Source organism: Frigoribacterium sp. CFBP 13729 (assembly GCF_014841875.1).
Classification (GTDB): Bacteria; Actinomycetota; Actinomycetes; order Actinomycetales; family Microbacteriaceae; genus Frigoribacterium.
In genome coordinates this window covers 280,178-302,126 of sequence record NZ_JACYUR010000002.1, presented here as the reverse complement: position 1 = coordinate 302,126, position 21,949 = coordinate 280,178, and the positions used below count along the sequence as shown (strand labels likewise).

17 protein-coding genes are annotated in these 21,949 nt (G+C 73.4%); 4 read left to right on the top strand and 13 right to left on the bottom strand.

Annotated elements, in window-relative coordinates:
- Positions 1–12 precede the first annotated feature (12 nt).
- The 9 genes from IFT77_RS07840 to IFT77_RS07800 form a co-directional block, all read right to left on the bottom strand.
- On the bottom strand, positions 13–2,016 hold the full coding sequence (locus tag IFT77_RS07840) for a beta-galactosidase (protein WP_192169667.1): 2,004 nt from the start codon (positions 2,014–2,016) through the stop codon (positions 13–15).
- The gene (locus tag IFT77_RS07835; RefSeq protein WP_192169666.1) at positions 2,013–4,256 is read right to left on the bottom strand and encodes a glycoside hydrolase family 36 protein; all 2,244 of its coding nucleotides are present in this window, start codon (positions 4,254–4,256) and stop codon (positions 2,013–2,015) included. Before IFT77_RS07835 ends, IFT77_RS07840 begins: the two co-directional genes overlap by 4 nt.
- Position 4,257: 1 nt before the next feature.
- Positions 4,258–5,181 carry an ABC transporter ATP-binding protein gene (locus IFT77_RS07830; protein ID WP_192040976.1) on the bottom strand — a complete coding sequence of 308 codons (924 nt, stop codon included), beginning with the start codon at positions 5,179–5,181 and terminating at the stop codon, positions 4,258–4,260.
- Positions 5,178–6,131: an ABC transporter ATP-binding protein gene (locus IFT77_RS07825; protein WP_192169665.1), complete on the bottom strand. Its 954-nt coding sequence runs from the start codon at positions 6,129–6,131 to the stop codon at positions 5,178–5,180. The genes IFT77_RS07830 and IFT77_RS07825 overlap by 4 nt, the downstream gene beginning before the upstream one ends.
- The gene (locus tag IFT77_RS07820) at positions 6,128–7,108 is read right to left on the bottom strand and encodes an ABC transporter permease (protein WP_192169664.1); all 981 of its coding nucleotides are present in this window, start codon (positions 7,106–7,108) and stop codon (positions 6,128–6,130) included. The genes IFT77_RS07825 and IFT77_RS07820 overlap by 4 nt, the downstream gene beginning before the upstream one ends.
- A gap of 31 nt (positions 7,109–7,139) precedes the next feature.
- Positions 7,140–8,129, bottom strand: a complete 990-nt coding sequence (locus IFT77_RS07815; RefSeq protein ID WP_192169663.1) for an ABC transporter permease subunit — start codon at positions 8,127–8,129, stop codon at positions 7,140–7,142.
- Positions 8,130–8,175: 46 nt separating this feature from the next.
- Positions 8,176–9,879 (bottom strand): ABC transporter substrate-binding protein, encoded by a 1,704-nt coding sequence (locus tag IFT77_RS07810; protein ID WP_192040974.1) that lies wholly within the window; start codon positions 9,877–9,879, stop codon positions 8,176–8,178.
- Positions 9,880–10,178: 299 nt separating this feature from the next.
- A complete protein-coding gene (locus IFT77_RS07805) occupies positions 10,179–11,057 on the bottom strand; it encodes a substrate-binding domain-containing protein (RefSeq protein WP_192040973.1) in 879 nt (292 codons plus the stop codon).
- A gap of 89 nt (positions 11,058–11,146) precedes the next feature.
- The gene (locus IFT77_RS07800; protein WP_192169662.1) at positions 11,147–13,705 is read right to left on the bottom strand and encodes a glycoside hydrolase family 2 protein; all 2,559 of its coding nucleotides are present in this window, start codon (positions 13,703–13,705) and stop codon (positions 11,147–11,149) included.
- A 91-nt stretch (positions 13,706–13,796) separates the two neighbouring features.
- Between IFT77_RS07800 and IFT77_RS07795 the strand changes: the two genes are divergently transcribed.
- Positions 13,797–15,095, top strand: coding sequence for an ROK family transcriptional regulator (locus IFT77_RS07795; RefSeq protein ID WP_192040971.1), 1,299 nt, complete (start codon positions 13,797–13,799; stop codon positions 15,093–15,095).
- Positions 15,092–16,141: a Gfo/Idh/MocA family protein gene (locus IFT77_RS07790; protein WP_192169661.1), complete on the top strand. Its 1,050-nt coding sequence runs from the start codon at positions 15,092–15,094 to the stop codon at positions 16,139–16,141. The genes IFT77_RS07795 and IFT77_RS07790 overlap by 4 nt, the downstream gene beginning before the upstream one ends.
- Positions 16,142–16,167: 26 nt before the next feature.
- Here IFT77_RS07790 and IFT77_RS07785 read toward each other — a convergent pair whose 3' ends face one another.
- The 4 genes from IFT77_RS07785 to IFT77_RS07770 form a co-directional block, all read right to left on the bottom strand.
- Positions 16,168–17,223: a diacylglycerol kinase family protein gene (locus IFT77_RS07785; protein ID WP_371740980.1), complete on the bottom strand. Its 1,056-nt coding sequence runs from the start codon at positions 17,221–17,223 to the stop codon at positions 16,168–16,170.
- Between the two features lie 215 nt (positions 17,224–17,438).
- On the bottom strand, positions 17,439–18,311 hold the full coding sequence (locus IFT77_RS07780) for a hypothetical protein (RefSeq protein WP_192169660.1): 873 nt from the start codon (positions 18,309–18,311) through the stop codon (positions 17,439–17,441).
- Positions 18,308–18,901 (bottom strand): sigma-70 family RNA polymerase sigma factor, encoded by a 594-nt coding sequence (locus tag IFT77_RS07775; protein WP_244638599.1) that lies wholly within the window; start codon positions 18,899–18,901, stop codon positions 18,308–18,310. The genes IFT77_RS07780 and IFT77_RS07775 overlap by 4 nt, the downstream gene beginning before the upstream one ends.
- Before the next feature lie 150 nt (positions 18,902–19,051).
- The gene (locus IFT77_RS07770; RefSeq protein ID WP_192169659.1) at positions 19,052–20,248 is read right to left on the bottom strand and encodes an FAD-binding domain-containing protein; all 1,197 of its coding nucleotides are present in this window, start codon (positions 20,246–20,248) and stop codon (positions 19,052–19,054) included.
- A 234-nt stretch (positions 20,249–20,482) separates the two neighbouring features.
- On the opposite strand from IFT77_RS07770, the gene IFT77_RS07765 reads away from it, so the two are divergent.
- Entirely contained in the window at positions 20,483–21,226 is a 744-nt protein-coding gene (locus IFT77_RS07765; RefSeq protein WP_244638598.1) for a CHRD domain-containing protein, read from the top strand.
- A 257-nt stretch (positions 21,227–21,483) separates the two neighbouring features.
- Complete coding sequence (locus tag IFT77_RS17440; protein WP_371740979.1) at positions 21,484–21,936, top strand: class F sortase; 453 nt, start codon at positions 21,484–21,486, stop codon at positions 21,934–21,936.
- The last annotated feature ends 13 nt before the right edge of the window (positions 21,937–21,949 follow it).

The window sequence follows — 21,949 nt, the reverse complement described above, 5'->3', positions numbered from 1 at the left end:
CTCGGGGTGGCGCTAGGCGCGGTCCTCGCGGACGACCGCGACCCCGCCCGCGGGGACCACGACGCGGCCGGCGCACGCCGCGCCGGTCAGGAGGTCGGTGCCGGCGACCTCGGCCCAGCCCTCCGACGACGTGTGGTTCAGGACGAACGCCCACGAGGCCTCGTCCGAGGCTCTGCGGACGACCTCCACCCCGGGCGACGTCACGGCGGCGGGCACGACCCCGGCCTCGTCGAGCAGCCGCCCCAGCAGCTCGCCGAGGCCTGCGGGCTCGAGGTCGGAGGCGAGGTACCAGGCCGAGCCCGAGCCCACCGGCCGCCGGGTCACGGCCGCCCCGCCCGCGACCCCGCCGGTCGTGTACGACGCCACCACCTCCGCGGTCGTGGCCGTGACGTGCTCCGTCCACCGGCGGGCGCGCCAACCGGTGTCGAGCTCGACGACCTCGGTCTCGTCGAGGGGCCAGAAGTCGTCGCCGCGCACGCCGAGGAGATCGCGGAACGCACCGGGGTGACCACCGGTCCTGACCGAGTTGGTCTCGTCGACGACGCCCGAGAACCAGGTCACGAGCACCGTGGCGCCCCGCTCGGCGGCGGCGGCCACGGCGGCGGGGGTCGCGTCGTCGACGAGGAACAGCCCCGGCACGACGACGAGGTCGTAGTCGTCGAGGGGGTGCCACGGCGGCACCACGTCGACGGTGACCGACCGCGCGAACAGCGCGGCGTGGATCGCCCGCGCCGTCGCGGCGTACTCGAGCCGGGCGGCCGGCTTGTGGCCGCTGCGCAGCGCCCAGCCGGCCTCGTCGTCGTGCAGCAGCGCGACCCTGGCGCCGGCGACCCGGCTCCCGGCGACCTCGGCCAGCCGCGCGAGGTCCGCGCCGAGCGCCACGATCTGTCGGAACGTGCGCGACTCGGGGCCGGAGTGCGGCAGCATCGCCGAGTGGAACTGGTCGGTCCCCGACCGTGACGCACGCCACTGGAAGTACATGACGCTGTCGGAGCCGCGCGCCACGTGCCCGAGCGCGTGCCGGACCAGCTCGCCCGGCCCCTTGGGCTGGCTGACCGGGTGCCAGGTGGAGCCGCCCGTCGCGTGCTCCATCAGGAGCCACGGGCCGCCTCCGGAGATGCCCCTCATCCGGTCGCCGGCGAAGGCGAGCTCCTGGTGCTTCATCGGGTCGGGGCCGTAGGTGTAGTGGTCGTTGACGACGATGTCGACCTCGTCGGCCCACCGGGGGTAGTCGACGACGTCGGGCCCGAGCCCGACCATGAAATTGGTCGTCACGGGCACCTCGGGCGTGACGCGCCGCAGCACGGCCGCCTCGGCCCGGTAGCAGTCGAGCAGCGCGTCGGACGAGAACCGCTCGTAGTCGAGCAGCTGACCCGGGTTGTGCGCCGTGATGCCCCGGGGCGTCGTGACCTCGTCGAACGACGAGTACGAGTTGCCCCAGAACGCCGTGCCCCAGGCTGCGTTCAGGGCCTCGACCGTGCCGTGCCGGGCCTCGACCCACGACTGGAAGGCCGCCTCCGAGACGGGGCAGTGGCACCGGGCGTTGCCGCCGCCGAGCTCGTTGCTCACGTGCCACAGCCGCACCGCCGGGTGGCCTGCGACGTGCGCGGCGAGCGCCTCGACGACGCGCAGCGCGTAGCGCCGGAAGACCGTCGACGACGGGCAGAACCCGAGGCGGCCGCCGGGGGCGAGAGGGTGTCCGTGCACGTCCTGGGGCAGGATCTCCGGGTGCAGGCGGTGCAGCCACATCGGGACAGACGCCGTGGGGGTGGCGAGGTCGACGCGGATGCCGTTCTCGTGCAGCAGGTCGAGCACCCGGTCGAGCCAGTCGAAGTCGAACGCGCCGTCGCGCGGCTCGTGCTTGATCCACGAGAACACGCCGACGGTGACGAAGCCGACGCCGGCCTCGCGCATCAGCTCGACGTCCTCGAGCAGCACGTCCCAGTCCCACTGCTCCGGGTTGTAGTCGCCCCCGAAGGCGATGCCCTCCGTGGGCCAGGTCACGGTGCCGCTCATGCGACCGCCTCGCCTTCTCCTGCGTCGTGGCCGGTCGCCCGGATCTCGATGACCCGTGCCGTGGGGCCGGTGACGTCCACGGTCACCGTGAGCTCCGCCTCCTGCGGGTCCCAGCTCCACGACCAGCCGGCCGGGTCGGCCGGGAAGAACGGCCGGGCCCGCACCTCCTGGCCGCGCAGCCCCGGCAGCGGGAGGACGACGCGGTCGTCGTCGCCCGAGCAGCGCCAGACGCTGAGGTGCGTCACGGCGCCCGCGCCGGCACCGGCGTCGGCGGTGAGCGCCAGGGCCGTCCACGCGTCCTCCCACGCCGGCAGCCCGAGCGGCCACGACGGCACGGCCCGCTCGATCGAGCCGAGCACCTCGCGGTGCGCCGCGACGGCGGCGCGCACGACGTCGCGCTGGGCGGAGTCCATCCGGTTCAGGTGCCCCGACAGGTACATGCGCCCGAGCACCGCGTTCACGAGCGAGAACGTGAACAGCTCGGGCTCCATGCCGGCGTGCGGGTAGGCCCAGTGCCCCGCCTGCTCGGGCAGCAGCGCTGCGGGCGCCGCGGCCGCGATCGTCGCGTACATCACCGGGTCCTGCTGGTCGGAGGTCGACTGCACGTGCAGCCGCGACATCATCGCCCAGTCCATCCGCATCGCGCCCGAGGCGCAGTTCTCGACGAGGAGGCGCGGGTGGCGCTCCTGGACGTCGTCCAGCCAGGCGAGCAGCGCCCGCGTGTGCTCGAGCAGCCCCGCACCGGGAGCGAGCCCGCCGGCGTCCGTGCCGGGGCCCGTCATCGTGTTGTAGTCCATCTTGAAGAAGCCGACGCCGTGGTCGCCGACGAGCCGGTCGACGACCCCGTCGAGGTGCGCCCGCGCGGCGGGGCTGCGCAGGTCGAGCAGGTGCCGCCCGTGGTCGGCGACGCGCACGCCGCCGCGGCTGAAGAACGCGTCGTCCGGCAGGGAGGCGGCGAGCGGCGACCGCACGCCGATCACCTCGGGCTCGAGCCACAGCCCCGGCACCATCCCGCGCTCGCGGATCCGGTCGAGCACCTCGTCGATCCCGCCGGGGAACCGGCTCGCGGCGGGCTGCCACTCCCCGACCGTGTCCCACCAGTGGCCCTCGGCGTACCAGCCGGCATCGATGCAGAAGTAGTCCGCGCCGACCTCGGCCGCCGCGTCGATCAACGGCAGCAGCTTCTCGGTGGTGGGGTCGCCCATCAGCGTGTTCATGTAGTCGTTGAAGACGACGGGCAGGTCGTGGTCGACCTCGCGCACGAGGCGCGTGGCACGCCGCTGGGCCGTCATCGCGGCCAGGACCTCGTCGACGCCGCCCGCCGCGACGGCGACCGAGGCCGGCGCCGACGTGAAGACCTCGCCGGGGCGGAGCACGAGGCTCCAGTGGTTCTCGGGGTCGGTCGGTCCGGACAGCAGCAGGTAGGCGCCGTGCCGCGTCTCGCCGAGCTCGAACAGCCAGGGGCCGGCGTGCTCGACCTGCCAGGCGAGCGCGGCCGAGCCGTCGCGGGCGAGCAGCGCGGCGGTGGGCACGGCCTCGCCGCTCGACCACGAGCCGCGGTCGCCGACGACGAGACGGGTGCGGGGCGGCTGGTGCTGCACGTCGCGGTCGATGCGCGCGAGCCCGGCGTCGCGCAGCGGGGTCGTCGACCAGCGGCTCTCGGCCACCCAGTCGTTCGCCGCCGTCGCGAGGGCGAAGGCGTCGACGTCGTCGTCCCGTCCGAGGAACGCGCCGGTCGCGATCGTCGACACGGCGTCGAGGGTGAGCGGGGCGGCGCCGGGGACGAGGCCGACCTCGGTGTGCGTGCGGAACGCGGCCACCGCCTCCTGCGCCTCGAACACGCTGGCGACGACGAGGCCCGAGGCGTCGTCGCGCTGCTCGATGCGCAGCCGGGCCGTGCCGTCGTCGTCGACGTCGGCCTCGTGCGACACGTGCCGCAGGGCCGCGCCGAGCACGGTGTCGACGTGCCGGAAGCTGCCGGGGAACCGCCCGTGCCCGAACGCCGAGACCTCCACCAGGGCCTGCAGGAGGCGGTCGGGCACGTCGCCGTCGTCGCCCGACCAGAGCGCGGGTGCGGCTGCGTCCGGGCCGGCGCCCTGATCCGGCGCCTCCCCCGGCGCCGGCGCGGCCTCGCCTGTCGGCACCGCCCCCGGCTGGATCGCGATCAGCGCGACCGGCGCGTCGTCGGGCAGGGCGAAGGTCAGGTGCACGGCGTCGGTGCCCCAGTGCAGCAGCCTCACGTCAGCGGACCGCCGTCTTCGCGGCGAGCGCGTCGCCGGCCGGGGCGGACCCGGCCTGCACCCACGCCCCCGCGTAGTGGTCGTAGCAGATCGAGTTGTCGATGGTCGACCGGTCGGGCGCCGACTCGTCGCTCACGACCTTGCCCACGCGCTCGGGGTCGGGCGCGGCGAGGGCCAGCAGCTTCGTGTAGTCGTGGTGCGGGTCGAGGATGACGTCGTCGGCCGGCCCCCGCTCGACCACGCGGCCGCGGTAGAGCACGAGGATCTCGTCCGAGAAGTGCCTCGCGGTGGCGAGGTCGTGCGTGATGTAGAGAACCGCGAGGTTGTCCTCGCGCTGCAGGCGCCCCATGAGGTTGAGCACGCCGAGCCGGATCGAGACGTCGAGCATCGAGACCGGCTCGTCGGCGATGAGCACCTGCGCGCCGGGGGCCAGGGCCCGGGCGATCGCGATCCGCTGGCGCTGGCCGCCCGACAGCTCGTGCGGACGACGGGCCGCCATGTCCTCGGCGGGTCGCAGGTTGACGCGCTCGAGCATGTCGAGCACGCGCTCGTGCGTCTCGGCGCGGCCCCTCGTGCGGCGGTGGATCCTGAGCGGCCGCGCGATGTGGTGCTCGATCGAGTGGAACGGGTTGAGCGACGCGAACGGGTCCTGGAACACCATCTGCACGTGTCGCCGGTAGACCGAGCCCATCACGGGCGTGCCGTCGTCGAGCGTGACGTCGATCTTCCCCGAGCTCGGCTTCTCGAGCTTCGCGAGCATGCGGGCGATGGTCGACTTGCCCGAGCCCGACTCGCCCACGAGGGCGACCGTGCGGCCGGGCAGCAGGTCGAACGACACCGAGTCGACGGCCCGGAACGCCTCGCGGCCGATGCCCTTGCGGACCGAGAAGTCCTTGGTCAGGTCGGTGACGTGGATGCTGGTCATCGCGGGTCCTCCAGGTCGTCGGGGTCGGGCAGCACGATGGTGCGGGTGTCCTGCTCGAGGGGCGAGCCCTCGTCGACGCCGGTGCGGATGAACGCGCCGCGCGAGCCGCTGAGGCTCGGGAACGAGCTGAGCAGGCGGCGCGTGTAGGGGTGCTGGGCGTCGGCGTAGATCTGCTCGGCGGTGCTCAGCTCGACGATCTCGCCCTGCAGCATCACCGCGATGCGGTCGCTGATCTCGAGCAGCAGCGGCAGGTCGTGCGTGATGAACACGACGGCGAAGTCGAGCTCGTCGCGCAGCCGGACGATCTCGCGCAGGATGTCGCGCTGCACGACGACGTCGAGGGCCGTGGTCGGCTCGTCCATGATCATGATCTGCGGCTCGAGCAGCATCGCCATCGCGATCATCACGCGCTGGCGCATCCCGCCCGACAGCTCGTGCGGGTACGAGCGCAGCCGCACGGGGTCGACCCCGACGCGCTCGAGCACCTCGGCCGCCCGGGCACGCCGCTGCGCCTTGCTCATCTGCTTCTCGTGCGTGACGAGCACGTCGTCGAGCTGGGTGAGGATCGTCGTCACCGGGTTGAGGGCGTTCATCGCCCCCTGGAACACCATCGACAGCTTCGACCAGCGGAACGCCCGCAGCTCCTGCTCGCCGAGGGCGAGGAGGTCGACGTCGGTGCCGTCGCGGTCGTGGAACGTGATCGAGCCCGTCGAGATGCGCGCCGGCGGCTTGTGCAGCCGGTTGATCGCGTAGGCGAGGGTCGTCTTGCCGCAGCCCGACTCCCCCGCCAGCCCGAGGATCTCGCCCGGCGCGAGCGTGAGGCTCGCCGACTTGACGGCCGTGACCGGGTTCTCGACCTCGTAGACGACGGTGAGGTCGTCGATGGTCAGCACCGCGTCGCGACGGGTGCGGGGCCGGGACGCGACGGGCGCCTCCTGCGTGGGGGTCATCGGGAGGCCTTCTTCGCGAGACGGGCGCGCTTGCGGTGCAGGCGCACGTTCTTGAGCTTGGGGTTGATGATCTCGTCGATCGAGAAGTTGATCAGCGAGAGGCCGGTGCCGAACAGGGCGATGATGAGGCCGGGAGGGCCGAACCACCACCAGGCGCCGAGCGGCAGGGCGAAGCCGTTCTGCGCGTAGAACAGCATCGTGCCGAGGGTCGACGAGTTGGAGGCGCCCAGTCCGAGGAACGACAGGCCCGCCTCCCCGAGGATGGCCGCGATCACCGCGAAGACGAACTGCGACGCGAGCACCGGCAGCAGGTTCGGCAGGATCTCGACCGAGATGACGCGCCACGGCTTCTCGCCGGCGACGCGGGCCGCGGCCACGTAGTCGCGGCTGCGGATCGACAGGGTCTGCGCGCGCAGCACCCGGCTGGACGCGGCCCAGCCGGTGATCGCCAGCACGATGCCGATCGTCCAGAGCCCGCGCTGCTCCTGCGGCACGAAGCCCGAGATCACGATGACGAGGGGCAGGCCGGGGATCACGAGGAACACGTTCGAGAACAGCGAGAACGCCTCGTCGGTGAACCCGCCGATGTAGGCGCCGAGGATGCCGAAGAAGGCCGAGAGGGCCGTCGCGAGGACGCCGACGATCAGCCCGATCTGCAGCGAGCCGCGGGTGGCCCAGGCGAGCTGGGCGAAGACGTCCTGCCCGGTCTGGGTCGTGCCGAGGAGGTGCTGGGCCGACGGGCCGGTGAGGCCGATGTCACGGATGACGGTCGGGTCCTGCACGAAGAACGGGCCGACGATGCCGAAGAGCGCGATGGCGCCGACCAGGCCGAGCCCGGCGGCGAGCCACGGGGTCATCGTCGGCAGCATCAGCCGCCAGGCGGAGCGCCTCGGCTTGCCGAGGTCGGCGGCCTCGGCGGCGAGCTGCGAGGTCGAGTCGACGACCGTGGTGGTCGTGTCGGGGGCGACGTTCGTCATGGGTGCTGCCTCCTGCTGGTGCGGCGGGCCATCAGCTGCGCGCCCGGGTGCGGGGGTCGATGATCCCGTAGAAGAGGTCGACCACGAGGTTGGCGCCGAGCACGGCCAGCGTGATGAAGAGGAAGATGCCCTGCATCAGCGCGTAGTCGTTGTTCGTCACGGCCGAGAGGAGCTTGCCGCCGATGCCCGGGTACGAGAACACCTGCTCGGTGACGATCGAGCCGGAGACCACGAAGCCGAGCGAGATGGCGAAGCCGGCGACGCTCGGCAGCACCGCGTTGCGGGCCGCGTAGCCGCGGAGGATGCGGCCCTGGCTGAGGCCCTTGGCCTGCGCCGTGAGCACGTAGTCCTCCGACAGCGTCGACACCATCATGTTGCGCATGCCGAGCAGCCAGCCGCCGATCGAGGCGATGACGATGGTGAGCGCCGGCAGGAACCCGTACTCGACCGCCGACGAGATGAACTGCCAGTTCAGCCCCGGGTCGAGCACGACGTCGTAGCCGCCCTGCGAGGGGAACAGCCGCAAGGTGGTGGCGAGCACGTACACGAGGATCAGCGCGAGCCAGAAGTAGGGCACCGCCGCCAGCAGCGTGGTGGCCGGCACGAGCGAGTCGAGCCAGGTGCCCGGCTTCCAGCCGACGAACGCGCCGAGCAGGACGCCGAGCCCCGCGCCGATCACGGTCGCCAGGCCGACGAGGACGATCGTCCAGGGCAGCGACGACCCGATGACCTCGGTGACGGGGGTCGGGAAGTAGCCGACCGAGATGCCGAGGTCGCCCTTGAAGATGTTGATCAGGTAGTTCCAGTACTGCACGGGGAGCGGGTCGGAGGAGTCGCCTCCGAGGAGGAGCTCGTACGCCTTGCGGGTGTCGGGGGTGACGATCCCTCCGCGTTGCTGCAGCTTCGCCAGCAGGATGTCCACCGGGTTGCCCGGCAGCAGCCGGGGGATCAGGAAGTTGATGGTCAGCGCGGCCCACAGGGCGACCGCGTAGAAGCCGAGCTTCCGGACGAAGTAGTTCACGTGTCCTCACCGGTCCTCACGACGACGAGCTCCTCCTCCGCCACGGCTACTCGCCGACCGGCTTCAGGGACTTGAAGATGATCGAGTTGTCCGGCGAGGCCCAGATGGCGGGGAACGCGTAGAGGTCGTCCATCGTGGGCCAGCCGGTGAACTTCGACGAGTGGTACTCGCTCGTCGTCCCGCCGGTGAGGACGGGCACGTAGGGCATGTCCTCGACGATCGCGGCCTGGATCACGTCGAACTGCGCCTGGCGCGCCTCCGTGTCCTCGGGGTTCGTGGCCTTGAGGGCCTCGAGCGCCGCGTCGACCGCGGGGTCGCTGAAACGGGCCATGTTCGTCGGTGCCGCCTCGCCGACCGCCGCCGTGTAGGCGGTGTTGAAGTACTGGTCGTAGAGGTAGTACGGGTCGGACGCGGCGCCCTGGCCGAGCGAGTCGATGGCGAGCTGGTAGTTGCCCTTGCTCTTCTTGTCGGTCCACTCGTTCCACGACGACTGCGACGCGGTCAGCGAGATGCCGGCGGCCTTGAGCTGCTGGCCCATCGTGTCGATCGCCGTGATGTAGTCGGTCCAGCCGGTGACGACCTCGACCGTGAGCTTCAGCTCCTGGCCGTCCTTGGCGTAGATGCCGTCGGCGCCCTTCTCGTAGCCGGCGTCCTCGAGCAGCGACGAGGCCTTGTCCAGGTCGGGGGCCGACGGGGCGACGGGCTCGGCGACGGCGCTCGAGATGAGGTCCTCCTGCGTGCTCGTCAGGGCGAACGTGGGCGACACCTCGCTGGCGGTGTCCTGGAACGCGAGGGAGTTCACCTGGTCGCGGTTCAGGGCGTAGTAGATCGCCTGGCGGACGGCCGGGTCGGTCTGGGGGCCCTCGCAGCCGAGGTCGGCGTTCGAGCAGGTCATCAGCGCGACCTGGTTCTGCGGGATCGTCACGGCGTCGTAGCCCGGGTAGTTCTTCGAGACGTTCTGGATGTCGGGCACCGGGCCGGTCTGCCAGTCGACCGTGCCGGCCGCGAGCGCGTCGGCGCCGGCGGTGTTGCCGGAGAGCGACAGGTAGCGGACCTTCTTGACCGCGGGCTCGCCGCCCCAGTAGCTCGGGTTGGCGGCCAGCGTGAAGGCCTGCGCCTTGAAGTCGTCCATCGTGTACGCGCCGGTGCCGACGGGCTCGGCGATGACGTCGGTCGTGGGGTCGATGTCGCTCCACAGGTGCTCGGGCACGATCGGCGTGCGGCCGAGCAGGGCCGGGCCGGTCACGAACGCCGGGTGGTCCCAGGTGAAGGTGACGTGCGTGTCGTCGGCGGCGGCGACCGTGCCGTCGAAGCCGTTGGTGTTGATCGAGGGCGTGTCGAGCAGCATCTCGAAGGTGAAGACGACGTCGTCGGCCGTGAAGGCCTCGCCGTCGGACCAGGTGGCGTCGTCGCGCAGGGTGACGTCGAGCTGCGTGCCCTCGTCGTTCCAGGTGTACTCGCTGCCGAGCAGGGGCTCGTAGGCCTCGGTGTTGACGTTGGTGACGAAGAACAGCGACTCGTAGATCGCGCCGATGCCGCCGATGGACGACGGCGAGTACGGGTTGAAGTTGATCTGGTAGTCGCCGGCCTGGCCGGTGTAGACGACGAGCGTGTCGCTCGGGCTGCTCGAGCCCGAGCCGCCGGCGGAGCAGCCGGTGAGGCCGAGGGTCAGCGCGGTGGCGGCGGCAGCCGCCCCGATCGCCCAGGCCCTGCGGACGGGCCTGCGGCCCGTGGTTGCGCGGAGGAACATCGTTGATCCTTTCCCAGGGCGCGACCACTCGGGGCAGTCGACGCCGACTTCGTTGTCACAGGCGGGCTGGGCCGCGCTGTCGGGTCATTGTTACCCGACTAAATTAAGTCCGTCAAGTTTGTGGGAGCAAGCCTCAGGAACCGTGACCGGACCGTTGCCGGACGCGCCACGCGCGAGCGTCGAGGAGGCGCAATCCAGGAACGGGGGCGGCCGCGGTCCTGACTGGTGCACGATTCAGGACCGCGCCTCCCCCCGTGGCGGGGCTCAGGACCGATGTTCCTGAATGAGGAGGGGGCAGGTCAGCGGCGCGGGGGCGCCGTGGTGCCGCGCACCACGATCTCGCTGTCCGGGGCGCGGACGAGCATCGCGGGTCGCCCGTCGAGCATCGCGAGCACGGTGCGCGTCGCCGATTCCCCCAGCGACGGCACGTCGCGGCTCACCACGGACAACGGCGGCGTCGCGAGCTGGCAGAGGGGCGAGTCGTCCCACGCGAGCAGCGAGAGGTCGTCCGGCACAGAGACGCCGAGGTCGGCCGCCGCAGCCAGGCCACCCACCGCCATGGCGTCGTTGTCGTAGACGATCGCCGTGGGCTGCTGCGCGCCGCGCAGCAGCCGGCGGGTCTGCGCCTCGCCGCTCGCCTCCGAGTAGTCGCCCGGCAGGACCAGGCCGCTCGCGCCTCCTCGTCCGACGGTGAGGTCGAAGGCCTCGGAGCGCGCCCGCGTGTGGCCGAGCTCGACGGGCCCGCTGACCCGCCCGATCACCGAGTGGCCGAGGCCCACGAGGTGCGCGACGGCCTGGCGCATCGCGCCCCGGTCGTCGACCTCGACGGTCGAGACGCCCCCGCCCTGCGGCTCCTGGCCGAGGACGACCGTGGGCAGCCCGAGGGCCGCGAGGACGGGCAGGCGTGGATCGTCGTCGACGAGGTCGGCGAGCACGACGCCGCGGACCCAGCCCTGGGCGGCCCAGCGGCGGAAGCAGGCGAGCTCGTCGTCGTGGTCGGCCACCAGCTGCAGCAGCACCGTCGCCCCGGCCCGCGTCGCCGCCGCCTCCATGCCCGCGAGGAACGCGGTGTGGAACGGGTCGATCCCGAGGCTGAAGGGCGCCCGGCGCTGCACGAAGCCGATGGCCGGGAGGGAGGGAGGCGCGCCGTCCGTGCCGGCGCCCACGGGCGGGGACACCAGTGAAGTATCGCCCACCGCGAGGACCACGGTCGACCTGCGGAGCCGAGGAGGCGCCTCCTGCGTCACGAGGCCGGTCAGGACCTCGGTCAGGGCGCCACCGCCAGCAGCAGGCCGTTCGCGTGCCGGAGCACGCCCCGACCCACGAGCGCCTGCGGCTCGACGTCCACCGCTCCCTCGACGCGGAACGTCGCCGACTGCCCCGCCAGCAGGGTGACGAGGCCGCGGTCGACCGTCGCCTGCGGGTCGAGGACGTCGACCAGCAGGGTGACGTCGCGGGCGTAGCTGCGCGCCGTCACGGTCACGAGCCAGGCGTCGCCGTCGCGGGCGACCTCGGTGGCGACGGGGTCAGGGTCGAGGCGCTGGTCGACGACCTCGGCCGCGTCCCAGACCGCCCGGCCCGAGCCGAAGCCGGGCAGCACGGCGACGAGCAGCTCGGCGACGGGGTCGAGCGCGTCGACGAGCGCGGACGGCACCGCCAGCTCGACGCTGCCCCGGGAGCCGACGGCCCCGGGCACGACGACCTCGTCGAGCACGTCGCCCGCGAAGGTCGTGCGGCGCAGCACGACGTCGCCTGCCCACGCGTCGTCGACGTCGTTGAGCAGCACCACGGCGAGCGAGTCGCCGCGCGGCTGGATCGTCGCGAGGCGCGGCGCGTAGCAGTCGCGCAGGGCGAACCAGAGCGGCTTGCGGTGCTCGTCGAAGTCGACGGCGGCCCACGAGGTGACGGGCCAGTCGTCGTTCAGCTGCCACACGATCGTGCCGGTGTTGAGCGGCGCGAGCGACCGGAAGTGCTCGATGCCGAAGCGGATCGCGGCGGCCTGGTTGAGCTGCGTGGCCCAGTGCCAGTCCTCGATCGTCGCGGGGGCAGGCAGGTGGCCCTGCATGCCGCGCTCGAGCTTGAGGTTGCCCTCCTCGGCCTTCTGGTGCACGAGCATCTGGTGGCCGTACGGGTCGAGCGGCTCGTCGTGCACCGAGCCGACGAGCGTCGACCAGGCGGGCGGGCCCTGGAACCCGAACTCCGAGACGAAGCGGGCGGGGTACTCGCGGTAGGCCGTGTAGTCGCGACGGTTCCAGACGTCCCAGATGTGCATCGTGCCGTGGCGGTGGTCGTTCGGGTGCACCTCGTCGGGTGCCTCGGGGTCGCCGAACGAGAACGGGCTGCCCGGCGAGTACGCCCGGGTGCCGTCGAGCTCGGCGACGAGCCGCGGCAGCAGGTCGCGGTAGTAGCCGTCGCCCCAGGTGCGGCCCTGCAGCTCCGCCTTCCAGCCCCAGTCGACGAAGCCCCAGATGTTCTCGTTGTTCCCGTTCCAGATGACGAGCGACGGGTGCGGGCTGAGCCGTGTGATCGCCTCGCGGGCCTCGGCCTCGACCTCGACGGCCAGCCAGTCCTCCTCGGCGTAGGCCGCGCAGGCGAACAGGAAGTCCTGCCAGACGAGCACGCCCGCCTCGTCGCAGGCGTCGTAGAAGTCGTCCGACTCGTAGATGCCGCCGCCCCAGACGCGCAGCAGGTTCATGTTCGCCTCGGTCGCGTCGGCGACGCGACGCCGGTAGCGGTCGCGGTCGATCTCGGTGACGAACGCGTGATCGGGGATCCAGTTCGCCCCGCGCACCTGCACGACGCGCTCGTTCACGAGCACCACGAAGGGCGTGCCGTCGGCGTCCGGCGTCGTGTCGACGCGCACGGTGCGGAAACCGACCCGCGACGCCCAGGAGGCGGTCGTCGCGTCGGGCGCACCGCCTCCTGCGCCGTCGTCGGCCGGCGTCGCGGTCACGCGGACGCCGTACAGCGGCTGGTCGCCGTGGCCGAGCGGCCACCAGAGCCGCGCGTCGGGGACGACGAGCTCGAGCGCGGCGTCGGCGGTGCCGGCCGCGACGACGACGCTCGCGTCGGCCACCCGGTCGCCCTCGGGCGAGGTGACCTCGACGGCGACACTGTGCTCGCCGGTCGTCACGCCGTCCCACTCGAGCGCGACGCGGGCGTCGAGGGTGCCGGTCGTGCCGGTCGTGCCGGTCGTGCCGGTCGCCTGGGGCGCCCCGTCCACGCCGACGAGCGGACGCACCGAGGCGATCCGGACGCCGGACCACGAGTCGAGCCCGATCGGCCGCCAGATGCCGGCGCCGGCCACGTCGACGCCCCAGTCCCAGCCGAACGAGCTGGCCTGCTTGCGCAGCATGTTGAAGGGGTGGTGGTTGACGTGGGGCAGGGCACCGTGGAGCGCGACCCGGGCCTCGGCCTCGGCGACGGGGGCCGCGAAGGTGACGGTGAGCACGTTCCGCCCCTCGACCAGCGCCTCCCGCACGTCGACGCGGTAGCTGCGGTGCTGGTTCTCGGTCCGGGCGACGACGCGGCCGTTGAGCTCGACCACCGCGACGGTGTCGAGGCCCTCGGCGACGAGGTCGTGGCGGGCGGACCCGTCGTCGTGCCAGGTGAACGTGGTCGAGAAGCGCCACGAGGTGTCGCCGATCCACTGCTGGGCCGACTCGGCGTCGCCGTCGAACGGGTCGGTGATGAGGCCGGCGGCCAGCAGGTCGGTGTGCACCTGGCCCGGCACGGTCGCCGGGACTCGTCGGCCGGCCACGGCGTCGGACACCGGACCGGTGACGGCCTCGACGGTCCAGTCGTCGTGCAGGGGGGAGAAGACCATGGTGTCCCTTTGCGTCCAGGGATCTCCGACCCCTTCGTCAAGCAGCCTAAGTAAGCCGCTCAGACCATAGACTACGGGTTGGAGGTACCACATGGTCAACCCGCGCCTGCTCTCGAGCGCCCCGACGAGCCGCGGGCTCGCCTTCGACCTGATCCGCTCGCAGGGTCCCATCAGCCGGGTCGAGCTCGCGGAGCGCACCGGCCTGACGCAGGCCACGATGTCGAACGTCGTGCGGCAGCTGATGGTCGACGGGCTCGTCGTCGAGGCGGGCCGCCGCGAGTCGACCGGGGGCAAGCCGCGCACCCTGCTCAGCATCGACCCGCTCGCCCGCTTCGCACTCGGCGTGCAGCTCGGCGCGGACGCGGTCACGGTCGTCCTCACCGACCTCGGCGGGGCCATGGTCGGCCGGCTGCGCACCCACGGCGTCTACGGCGAGGCGCCCGACGCCGCGGTCGCGCGCATCGCCGCCGTGGTCGCCGACTTCCTCGGCGGGCTGGGCGTCCCCGCCGAGCGCGTCGCCGGCCTCGGCCTCGTGACCCCGGGGCCGATCGACCTCCGCCACGGCAGCATCCACGGCGCTCCCCCGTTGGAGGCGTGGGCCGGGTTCCCCCTGGTGAGCGCCGTCACCGAGGCCACCGGCCTGCCCGTCGTCCTCGACAACGACGCCACCGCGGCGGCCATCGGCGAGTTCTGGGGCGGCTCCGTCGCCGACTCGGCGGCGCACTGCACTGTCTACTACGGGGCGGGCATCGGCGCGGGCATCGTGCTCGACGGCGTCGTGTTCCGCGGGGCCAGCTCGAACGCCGGTGAGCTCGGGCAGGTGATGAGCCGCGCGCCCGGGCCGTTCCTGGCGAACACGACGGTCGAGAAGCTCGCGGGGCCGGTCGGCGTCGCGCTCCGGGCCCGCGCCGCGGTGGCCGCCGGGCGCGAGGCCGGCTTCGCCCTCACCGGCCTGACCGATCCCTACGCCGACTTCAGCGTCGTCGCCACGGCGGCCGTCCACGGCGACCCGCTCGCCCTCGAGCTCATCCGCGACTCCGCCGAGCACCTGGCCGCGGCCGTCGTCTCGATCGCCAACGTGCTCGACCTCGACTCGATCGTCCTGGCCGGCCCCAACCTCGCCATCGCCGGCGCCCTCTACCTCGAGGCCGTCCGGCGACGCGTCGACGAGGACTTCTTCGCCCGGGCCGCCCACGGCGTCAGCGTCGAGCTCTCGGCGTACGTCGCCGACGCCGCGGCCGTCGGCGGGGCGGCGCTCGTGCTGCAGCGCGAGATCACGACCCGCTCGGCCGGCGCCGCGCCCAGCAGCCCGTCCGCGCCCGCGAGCCCGTCCTCACCCGCCAGCCCGTCCGCTCCCCCCGTCCCGCCCACTCCCCCGGAGGCACCGTGACCAGCTCGACCGCACCCTCGTCCTCGTCGTCCCTCACGTTCCCCGAGTCGACCGCGACCCCGCTGCGCGGCGGGCCCGCCTTGCGCTGGGGAGTGATCGGCACCGGCGAGATCGCGGGCGACTTCACCGACGCCCTGCACGCGCACACCGACCAGCGGGTCGTCGCCGTCTCGTCGCGCACGCTCGACAGGGCCGAGCGCTTCGCCTCCTCCCACGGCGTCGCCACCGCGGTCGAGGGGCAGGAGGCGCTGGTCGCCCTGGCCGAGGTCGACGTCGTCTACGTCGCCACGCCCCACACGAGCCACGTGCCCGACGCCCTGCTCGCGATCGGCGCCGGCAAGCACGTGCTCATCGAGAAGCCGTTCGCGACGACCACGGAGGAGGCGGACCGGCTGATCGCCGCCGCCCGCGCGGCCGGGGTGCTCGCCATGGAGGCGATGTGGACGCGGTACGTGCCGCACAGCACAGTGCTCGCCCGGCTGCTCGCCGACGGCGCGATCGGCGACGTCCGGCTCGCGACGGCCGACGTGGCCTGGGCCAACGACCTGTCGTCGGGCGGGCGCATGGCCGACCCGTCCCTCGGCGGCGGAGCGCTGCTCGACATCGGCGTCTACGCCGTCTGGTTCGCCCAGTTCGCGATCGGCCGGCCGGTCGACGTCCGGGCCACGGGCACGACCCGCGCCGACGGCGTCGACCTCGAGGCGGCGATCGCGCTCCGCACCGCCGAGGGCCGCGTCGGCACGGCGGTCACGAGCCTGCTCACGACGTCGCCGGGCCTCGGCACGATCAGCGGCTCGACCGGCACGGTGCGGATGCTCGAGCACCTGGTCTTCCCCGCCTCCTTCGAGGTGTCCACCGCCGCCGGCACGGCGACGTGGCGGGACCCGTCGGTGCTGCGGGGCCGGGACGGGCTCGCCTACGAGGCGACGGCGCTGGCGGCGTTCGTCGCCGAGGGGCGCACGGACTCGCCGCTGCACTCGCTCGACGACGCGCGGTCGGTGACGGCCGTGCTCGAGGCGACCCGCGCCTCCTTGACGGTGGTCTGACGCCGCTCGCCGGCGCCTCCTGGTCCCTACGAGCGGGGCACCCGCACGGTCAGCCCGCCCGGCTCGATCCAGGTGCGGAAGCCCGTGGCGACGCCGAAGCCGTCGCCGTCGACCTCGATGTCCTCGGGTGCCTTCAGCTCGACCTCGATCTGCTTCGCCTTGACGTAGCGCAGCGCCTCGTTCTCGGTGCCCGGCAGCTTGTCGGCGAAGGGCAGGCGACGCACGACGCCGTTCTCCCAGAAGACCTTGTAGAGGATGTGGGCCCAGCCGCGCACGCCCTTGGGACGCAGCAGCAGGATGTCGAACAGGCCGTCGTCGATCGCCGCGTCGGGCAGCAGCACGATGTTCGCGGGCAGGGCGCCGCAGTTGCCCACGATGATCGTGTGCGCGTGCATGTCACGCTGCTTGCCGCCGTCGATCCTGTAGCGGAACACGAGCTGGTTCTCGTCGCGCAGCGTGGCGACGAGCGCCTTCACGTAGGCGAGCCAGCCGACCTTCTTCTTCAGGTCGTCGTCGGTGTTGGCGAGCATCTTCGCGTCGATGCCGAGCCCGGTCATCACGACGTAGACGTGCTCGCTCGACGAGCCGTCCTCGCGGCGGATCTCGAGCATGCCGAGGTCGATGTCGCGGTCCTCGCCCGAGAAGGCGGTCTCGAGGGAGTTGTCGAGGTCCTCGAGGGTGAGCTTGAGGTTGCGGGCGAGCAGGTTGCCCGTGCCGCTCGGCAACAGGGCGAGCGAGGCGTCGGAGGCGTGGACCGTCTCGGCGACCGCCCTCACGGTGCCGTCGCCGCCGGCCGCGATGACCATCGTCGCCCCGGCCTCGAGGGCCTCGCGGGCGGGGCCCTGGCCGGCGTCGTCCTCGCTCGTCTCGAACCAGAGCGTCGTGCCCCAGCCGGCGGCGCCCTCGGCACGGGCGACCGCGGCCTTCACCGCGTCGAGGTCGATCTTGATCGGGTTGTAGACGACCGCGGCGACCCGTGTCGCCTGGGACGCCGCGGAGTCGGTCGACGCGTCGGTCGAGGAGGCGGTGGCGGCGTCGGCTCCGGACGTCACGGGGGGCGTCGGGTCGGTGTCAGTGGTCACCCGTCGATGATGCCACCGCGACGGCGCGGCGGGCCGGGGCGGGGTCCGCCGCGATCGCTGTGCTCCCGTCGATCGTGGTGCTCTCCGCAATTCAGGAAGTCACGACCGCGGAGTCCTGAATCGTGCACGGATCAGGACCGCCGGTCCTGCACAGTGCGAACTCAGGACTCAGCATCCTGAATGAGGAGAGGGAAGGGGAAAGCAGGAAGGGCGGGTCAGGCGTCGACGGAGGGCACCGAGGCGGTCGCGATCTCGACGCCGTCCGCACCGCGCACCTCGACGGCGACGACGTGCTCGCGCAGCACCGCCGCGTTCATCCGGCAGTCGATGGTCACGTCCGTGCCGAGGAACGCCCCCGACTCGTGCTCGGCACCGGTGTCGTCGACGACGACGACCGAGAACGCCTGCCCGGTCGGCAGGCCGTCGACCGTGAGCACGGTCTCGGTGCCCCAGGTGTGCGCCACGAGGTCGCCGTCGACGGCGACTCCCGACGGCTCGCCGGCGAACGCCACGTGCTCGACGGCGCCGAGGGTGCCGGGCGGGCCGGCGACGTGGGCGTCGCGGGTCGTCGCGGCGAGCACGCCGCCGCCGACGCCGACCGCGACGCAGGCCGCTGCCCCGAGCACGGTGAGGGCCACACGGCGCGACCGGCGGGGGCGCAGGGGGACCACGGGGGCCGACGCGGGCTCGGGGAGCCGAGCCGGGGCGCCCGACGCGACCGCCGCCTCCTCGGCTCGGCCTGAGGGGTCGGCCTGCTCGGCTCGCTGCGCGGCGACGGCGGCGGCCGGCTCAGCTCGCTCAGCCGCGCCGGCCGCCCCGTCCCGGGCGACAGCCGACTCGACCCGGTCGCGCAGCGCGGCGTCGGCCGGGGCGTCCTGCCAGGTGCCGACGGGCCCGAGCCGCGCCACGACCCCGCCGAGCGAGGCGATCTCGTCGTCGACGGTGGGGTCGACGACCCGCAGGGCGTCGAGCTCGACGGCCTCCGCGGGCGACAGGTCGGACGCGAGGGCGGCCGCGATCAGCTCGGCACGACGGTCGGACTCGGAGCCCGCCGGGTTCACTGCGCGGTCGGACGTGGGGTCGGTCACGAGAGGTTCTCCCCGTCGTCGAGGTGGGTGCGGAGGGCACGCAGGGCGTAGAAGCAGCGCGTGCGGAGGGTGGCGACCGGGACGCCCGACACGTCGGAGAACTCCTGGTAGCTGAGCCCGGTCAGGTGGACGGCGACGACGACCTCGCGGTGCTCGTCGCTGAGGCGCGCCAGCCCCTCGACGATGCCGAGCCGGTCGAGCGGGTCGGCTGCGGGGGCCGCCTGCTCGGGCGCGTGCTCGTCGGGCACCAGCAGCGGGGTGCGCTGACGGGCGCGGTGCACGTCGAGCACCACGCGGCGCTCGATCGCGAACAGCCAGGTGCGCTCGCCGCCGCGGGCCGGGTCGAAGGAGGCGCGGGCACGCCAGGCGCGGAGGAACGTCTCCTGCACGCAGTCCTCGGCGAGCGCGCGGTCGCGGAGGGCGTTGACCGCGAAGCCGAGCAAGGCCGAGCCGTGCTCCGCGAAGGCGGCGGACACGTCGAGGCCGGTCGGGGAGGTCTGCGGCGAGGGGGTCTGCGTCGAGGGGCCGGGCGTCGGCTGGCTCATCGGGCTCCCCTCCTGCGTGCCGGGACGCGTGACGACGAGCGACATCCGGCTCCTCTCAGCCTACGGGGCGGCTCCCGGCGGACGACGGCGAGCTCTCGAGAGGGAGTACGTCGCGGAGCCCGTGCGCGTTCACCGGCACCTGGTCCCGTCTGCGGCGCCGCGCCACCTCGGCGCAGACCTCAGAGCTGGTCGTCCTCAGAGCTCGCGGACGAGCCCCGGGATCTTCTCGCGGAAGGGGAAGAACCCCCGGGAGGCGTGCGGCCACGCGACGCCGTCCCACCGTCGGCGCACGGTGACCAGGGCGATCCCCTCGGACGCCAGCGCGGGGCGGAGCGCCTCGAGCCGCTCGTGGACGGGGCCGACGGGGGCGTAGGGGACGACCACCGTGTCGAGTCCCTCGGACCGCGCCCAGCTGACGACGGAACCGGGCTCCGCGTCCGCCAGGACCTGTGCCGCTCGGCCGCTCGCGTCGCGGGTCCGCTCCGCGGCGTCCGCGAGGGCTCCCGACGTGAAGGCGACGACGGCGTCCGAGACGCCGCCAGGGGACCGCTCCCCCGGGTCGGCGGCCACCGCCGCGGCCACCACCTCGCCGACGAGGTCGGGCCGCTCGGCGAGCAGGCTGCTCGCCTCGAGGTCCTCCTCGTGCAGCAGCAGCCCCGCCCGGTCGCCGACGGTCCCGACGACGTCGTCGGGCTCGACGGCGGTCCGAGACGGGAACGGCTCTTCATCGAGAGCGCGGGCCGTCGTGGCCAGGCCGCTCGGCGAGAAACGTCCCTCGGTGAACCGGGAGATGTTCGAGGCCGTGGCGAGGTACGTCTTGCCCCTGGTCTGCAGACCGGCGACCCACCTCCACGACAGGGTGTTGGAGGCGGCGTCGCCGTCGAGCAGGTGCCGGTAGAAGAAGTCCGCGCCGAGCTGCCAGGGCAGGCCGAGCGTGAAGACCCAGATGCTCGCGAACCACATGCGCGTGTGGTTGTGCAGGTAGCCGGTGTCGACGAGCTCGCGCACCCAGGCGTCCATCGCGTCGATGCCGGTGCGCCCTGTCACCGCGGCCTCGTACCCGTCGGGCAGCTCGCCCGAGAGCAGCTCGCCGACCTCGAGCCGGTACCGCCGCCACACCTCCGGGTTCTGCTCCAGCCAGCCCTTCCAGTAGGTCCGCCAGAACACCTCCTGCACGAACTTCTCGGCTGCTCCGAGCGTGTGGTCCTCGAGGACCGCGGCGACCACCTCGTGCTCCGTCAGGAGGCGGTGGCGCAGGTACGGGGACAGCCCCGAGACGTTGTCCCTCGAGGGGCCCAGGTCGAGGTTGCGGTCGCGGGCGTAGGCCCGGCCGGCGCGGGGGACGAAGTCGTCGAGCGCGTCGAGGCCGGCGGCTCTGGTGGGGATGGACACCCGCCCATCATGCGACTCGGGGTGTGGCGGACGCTGACCACGACCGCCTCGTCGTGCGCAGCGGCAGCCGCAGCCGCAGCCGCAGCCGCAGGCTCGTCAGAACTTTCTCGCGCCGCCGGTGAACGCCGGACGGGTCGTCGTCGTAGGCCCTCGTGACAGGCGTCGTCCGACCGGGCGGCGTGACGCGCCGCCCCCGACGGGCCGGCGTCCACGAGAGGCAGAGGAAGCATGACGATGAAGCGTTCCGTCCGACACCTGACCATCGGAGGCGCGGCCGCGGCCGCCGCCACCCTGATCGTGGCCGCCCCGGCCGCGGCCGAGACCACCGTGCCCGAGCCCAGCTCGTTCACCAGCGCCTTCACCGTCATGGCGACGCCCGACCAGGTGATCAACAACGACGGCGTGGCCGTCGCCGGCGAGCCCGGGGCCACCGGCACCTTCGACTTCCGGATCAACTCGGACACCGAGGTGATCTGCTACGACATCACCCTGACCGGCGTCACGGGCGACTACCAGAGCCCGGCGAAGACGGCGACGCACATCCACCAGGCCGCGGCCGGCCAGCCCGGCCCGCCGCGCATCGCGTTCCCGAACCCGACCGACGCGGACGGCGACGGCGTGCGCGAGGCCAGCGGCTGCCTGCAGGGCCCCTTCACCACCGGCGTGATGAACGACGCGGGGGCCGACACCGGCACCGGCTTCACGCTCGCGCAGATCGAGGCTGACCCGGCCGGCTTCACCGGCGACTCGCACACGGCCTCCTTCGCCGCGGGCGTCGTCCGCGGCCAGCTGACCCAGGTGCCGGTCGGCGGCGTCGACACGGGCGCCGGCGGAGCGGCCTCGGCCGTCGCCGCGGGCGCGTCGGCCTCGTCCGGCACGGACAGCGGCGCACTCGTGGGCGCCGCCGCGGTCGGCGGCCTCGTGCTCGTCGGCGCGACCGGGTTCGTGCTGCGTCGTCGGGCTGCCGCACGGGCATGACCCCTCAGGCCGGTGCGCGTCGGGCGGGCGGCTCCCTGCGGGGGGCCGCCCGAGCGGCGCGCCTCGGCGGAGGCCGGACCGTCCGTGGGCTCTCCCTCGGTCTGGGACTGGCCACCGTCCTCGTGCTGACGGGGTGCGCGTCGAGCGAGGCCGAGCCCGCGGCGTCGAGCCCTCCCGGGTCGGCGGCGAGCGATCCGCCCTCCTCCCCCGCACCTCCTGCGACGCCGTCGTCGGCCGCGCCCGCACCCGCGCCCGCCGTGACGAACGGAGCGGAGCCTGCCCGCGTCGCCGTGCCGGCCATCGAGCTCGACGAGCCCCTGATCGGCCTCGGCATCGCCTCGACCGGCGCCATGGAGGTGCCCGTCGACGCCGACGAGGTCGGCTGGTTCACGGGAGGCGGGCGTCCGGGAGGCCGCGGACCGACCGTCATCGCCGCCCACGTCGACTCGACGTCGGGGCCGGCGGTGTTCTTCCGGCTCGCGGAGCTCGTGCCGGGCGACGAGGTGACCGTGACGACCGTCGAGGGCACCGCGGTGCGCTACGTGGTGGACGAGGTCGTCGACGTGCCCAAGGCGGAGTTCCCGACCGCGCGGGTCTTCGGTGCCCAGCCGACCGACCAGCTGCGGCTGATCACGTGCGGCGGCGTCTTCGACCCGGGCTCGGGCCACTACGACCAGAACCGCGTCGTCTTCGCGTCGCCGGCGGCCTGAGCGGNCCCTCTCG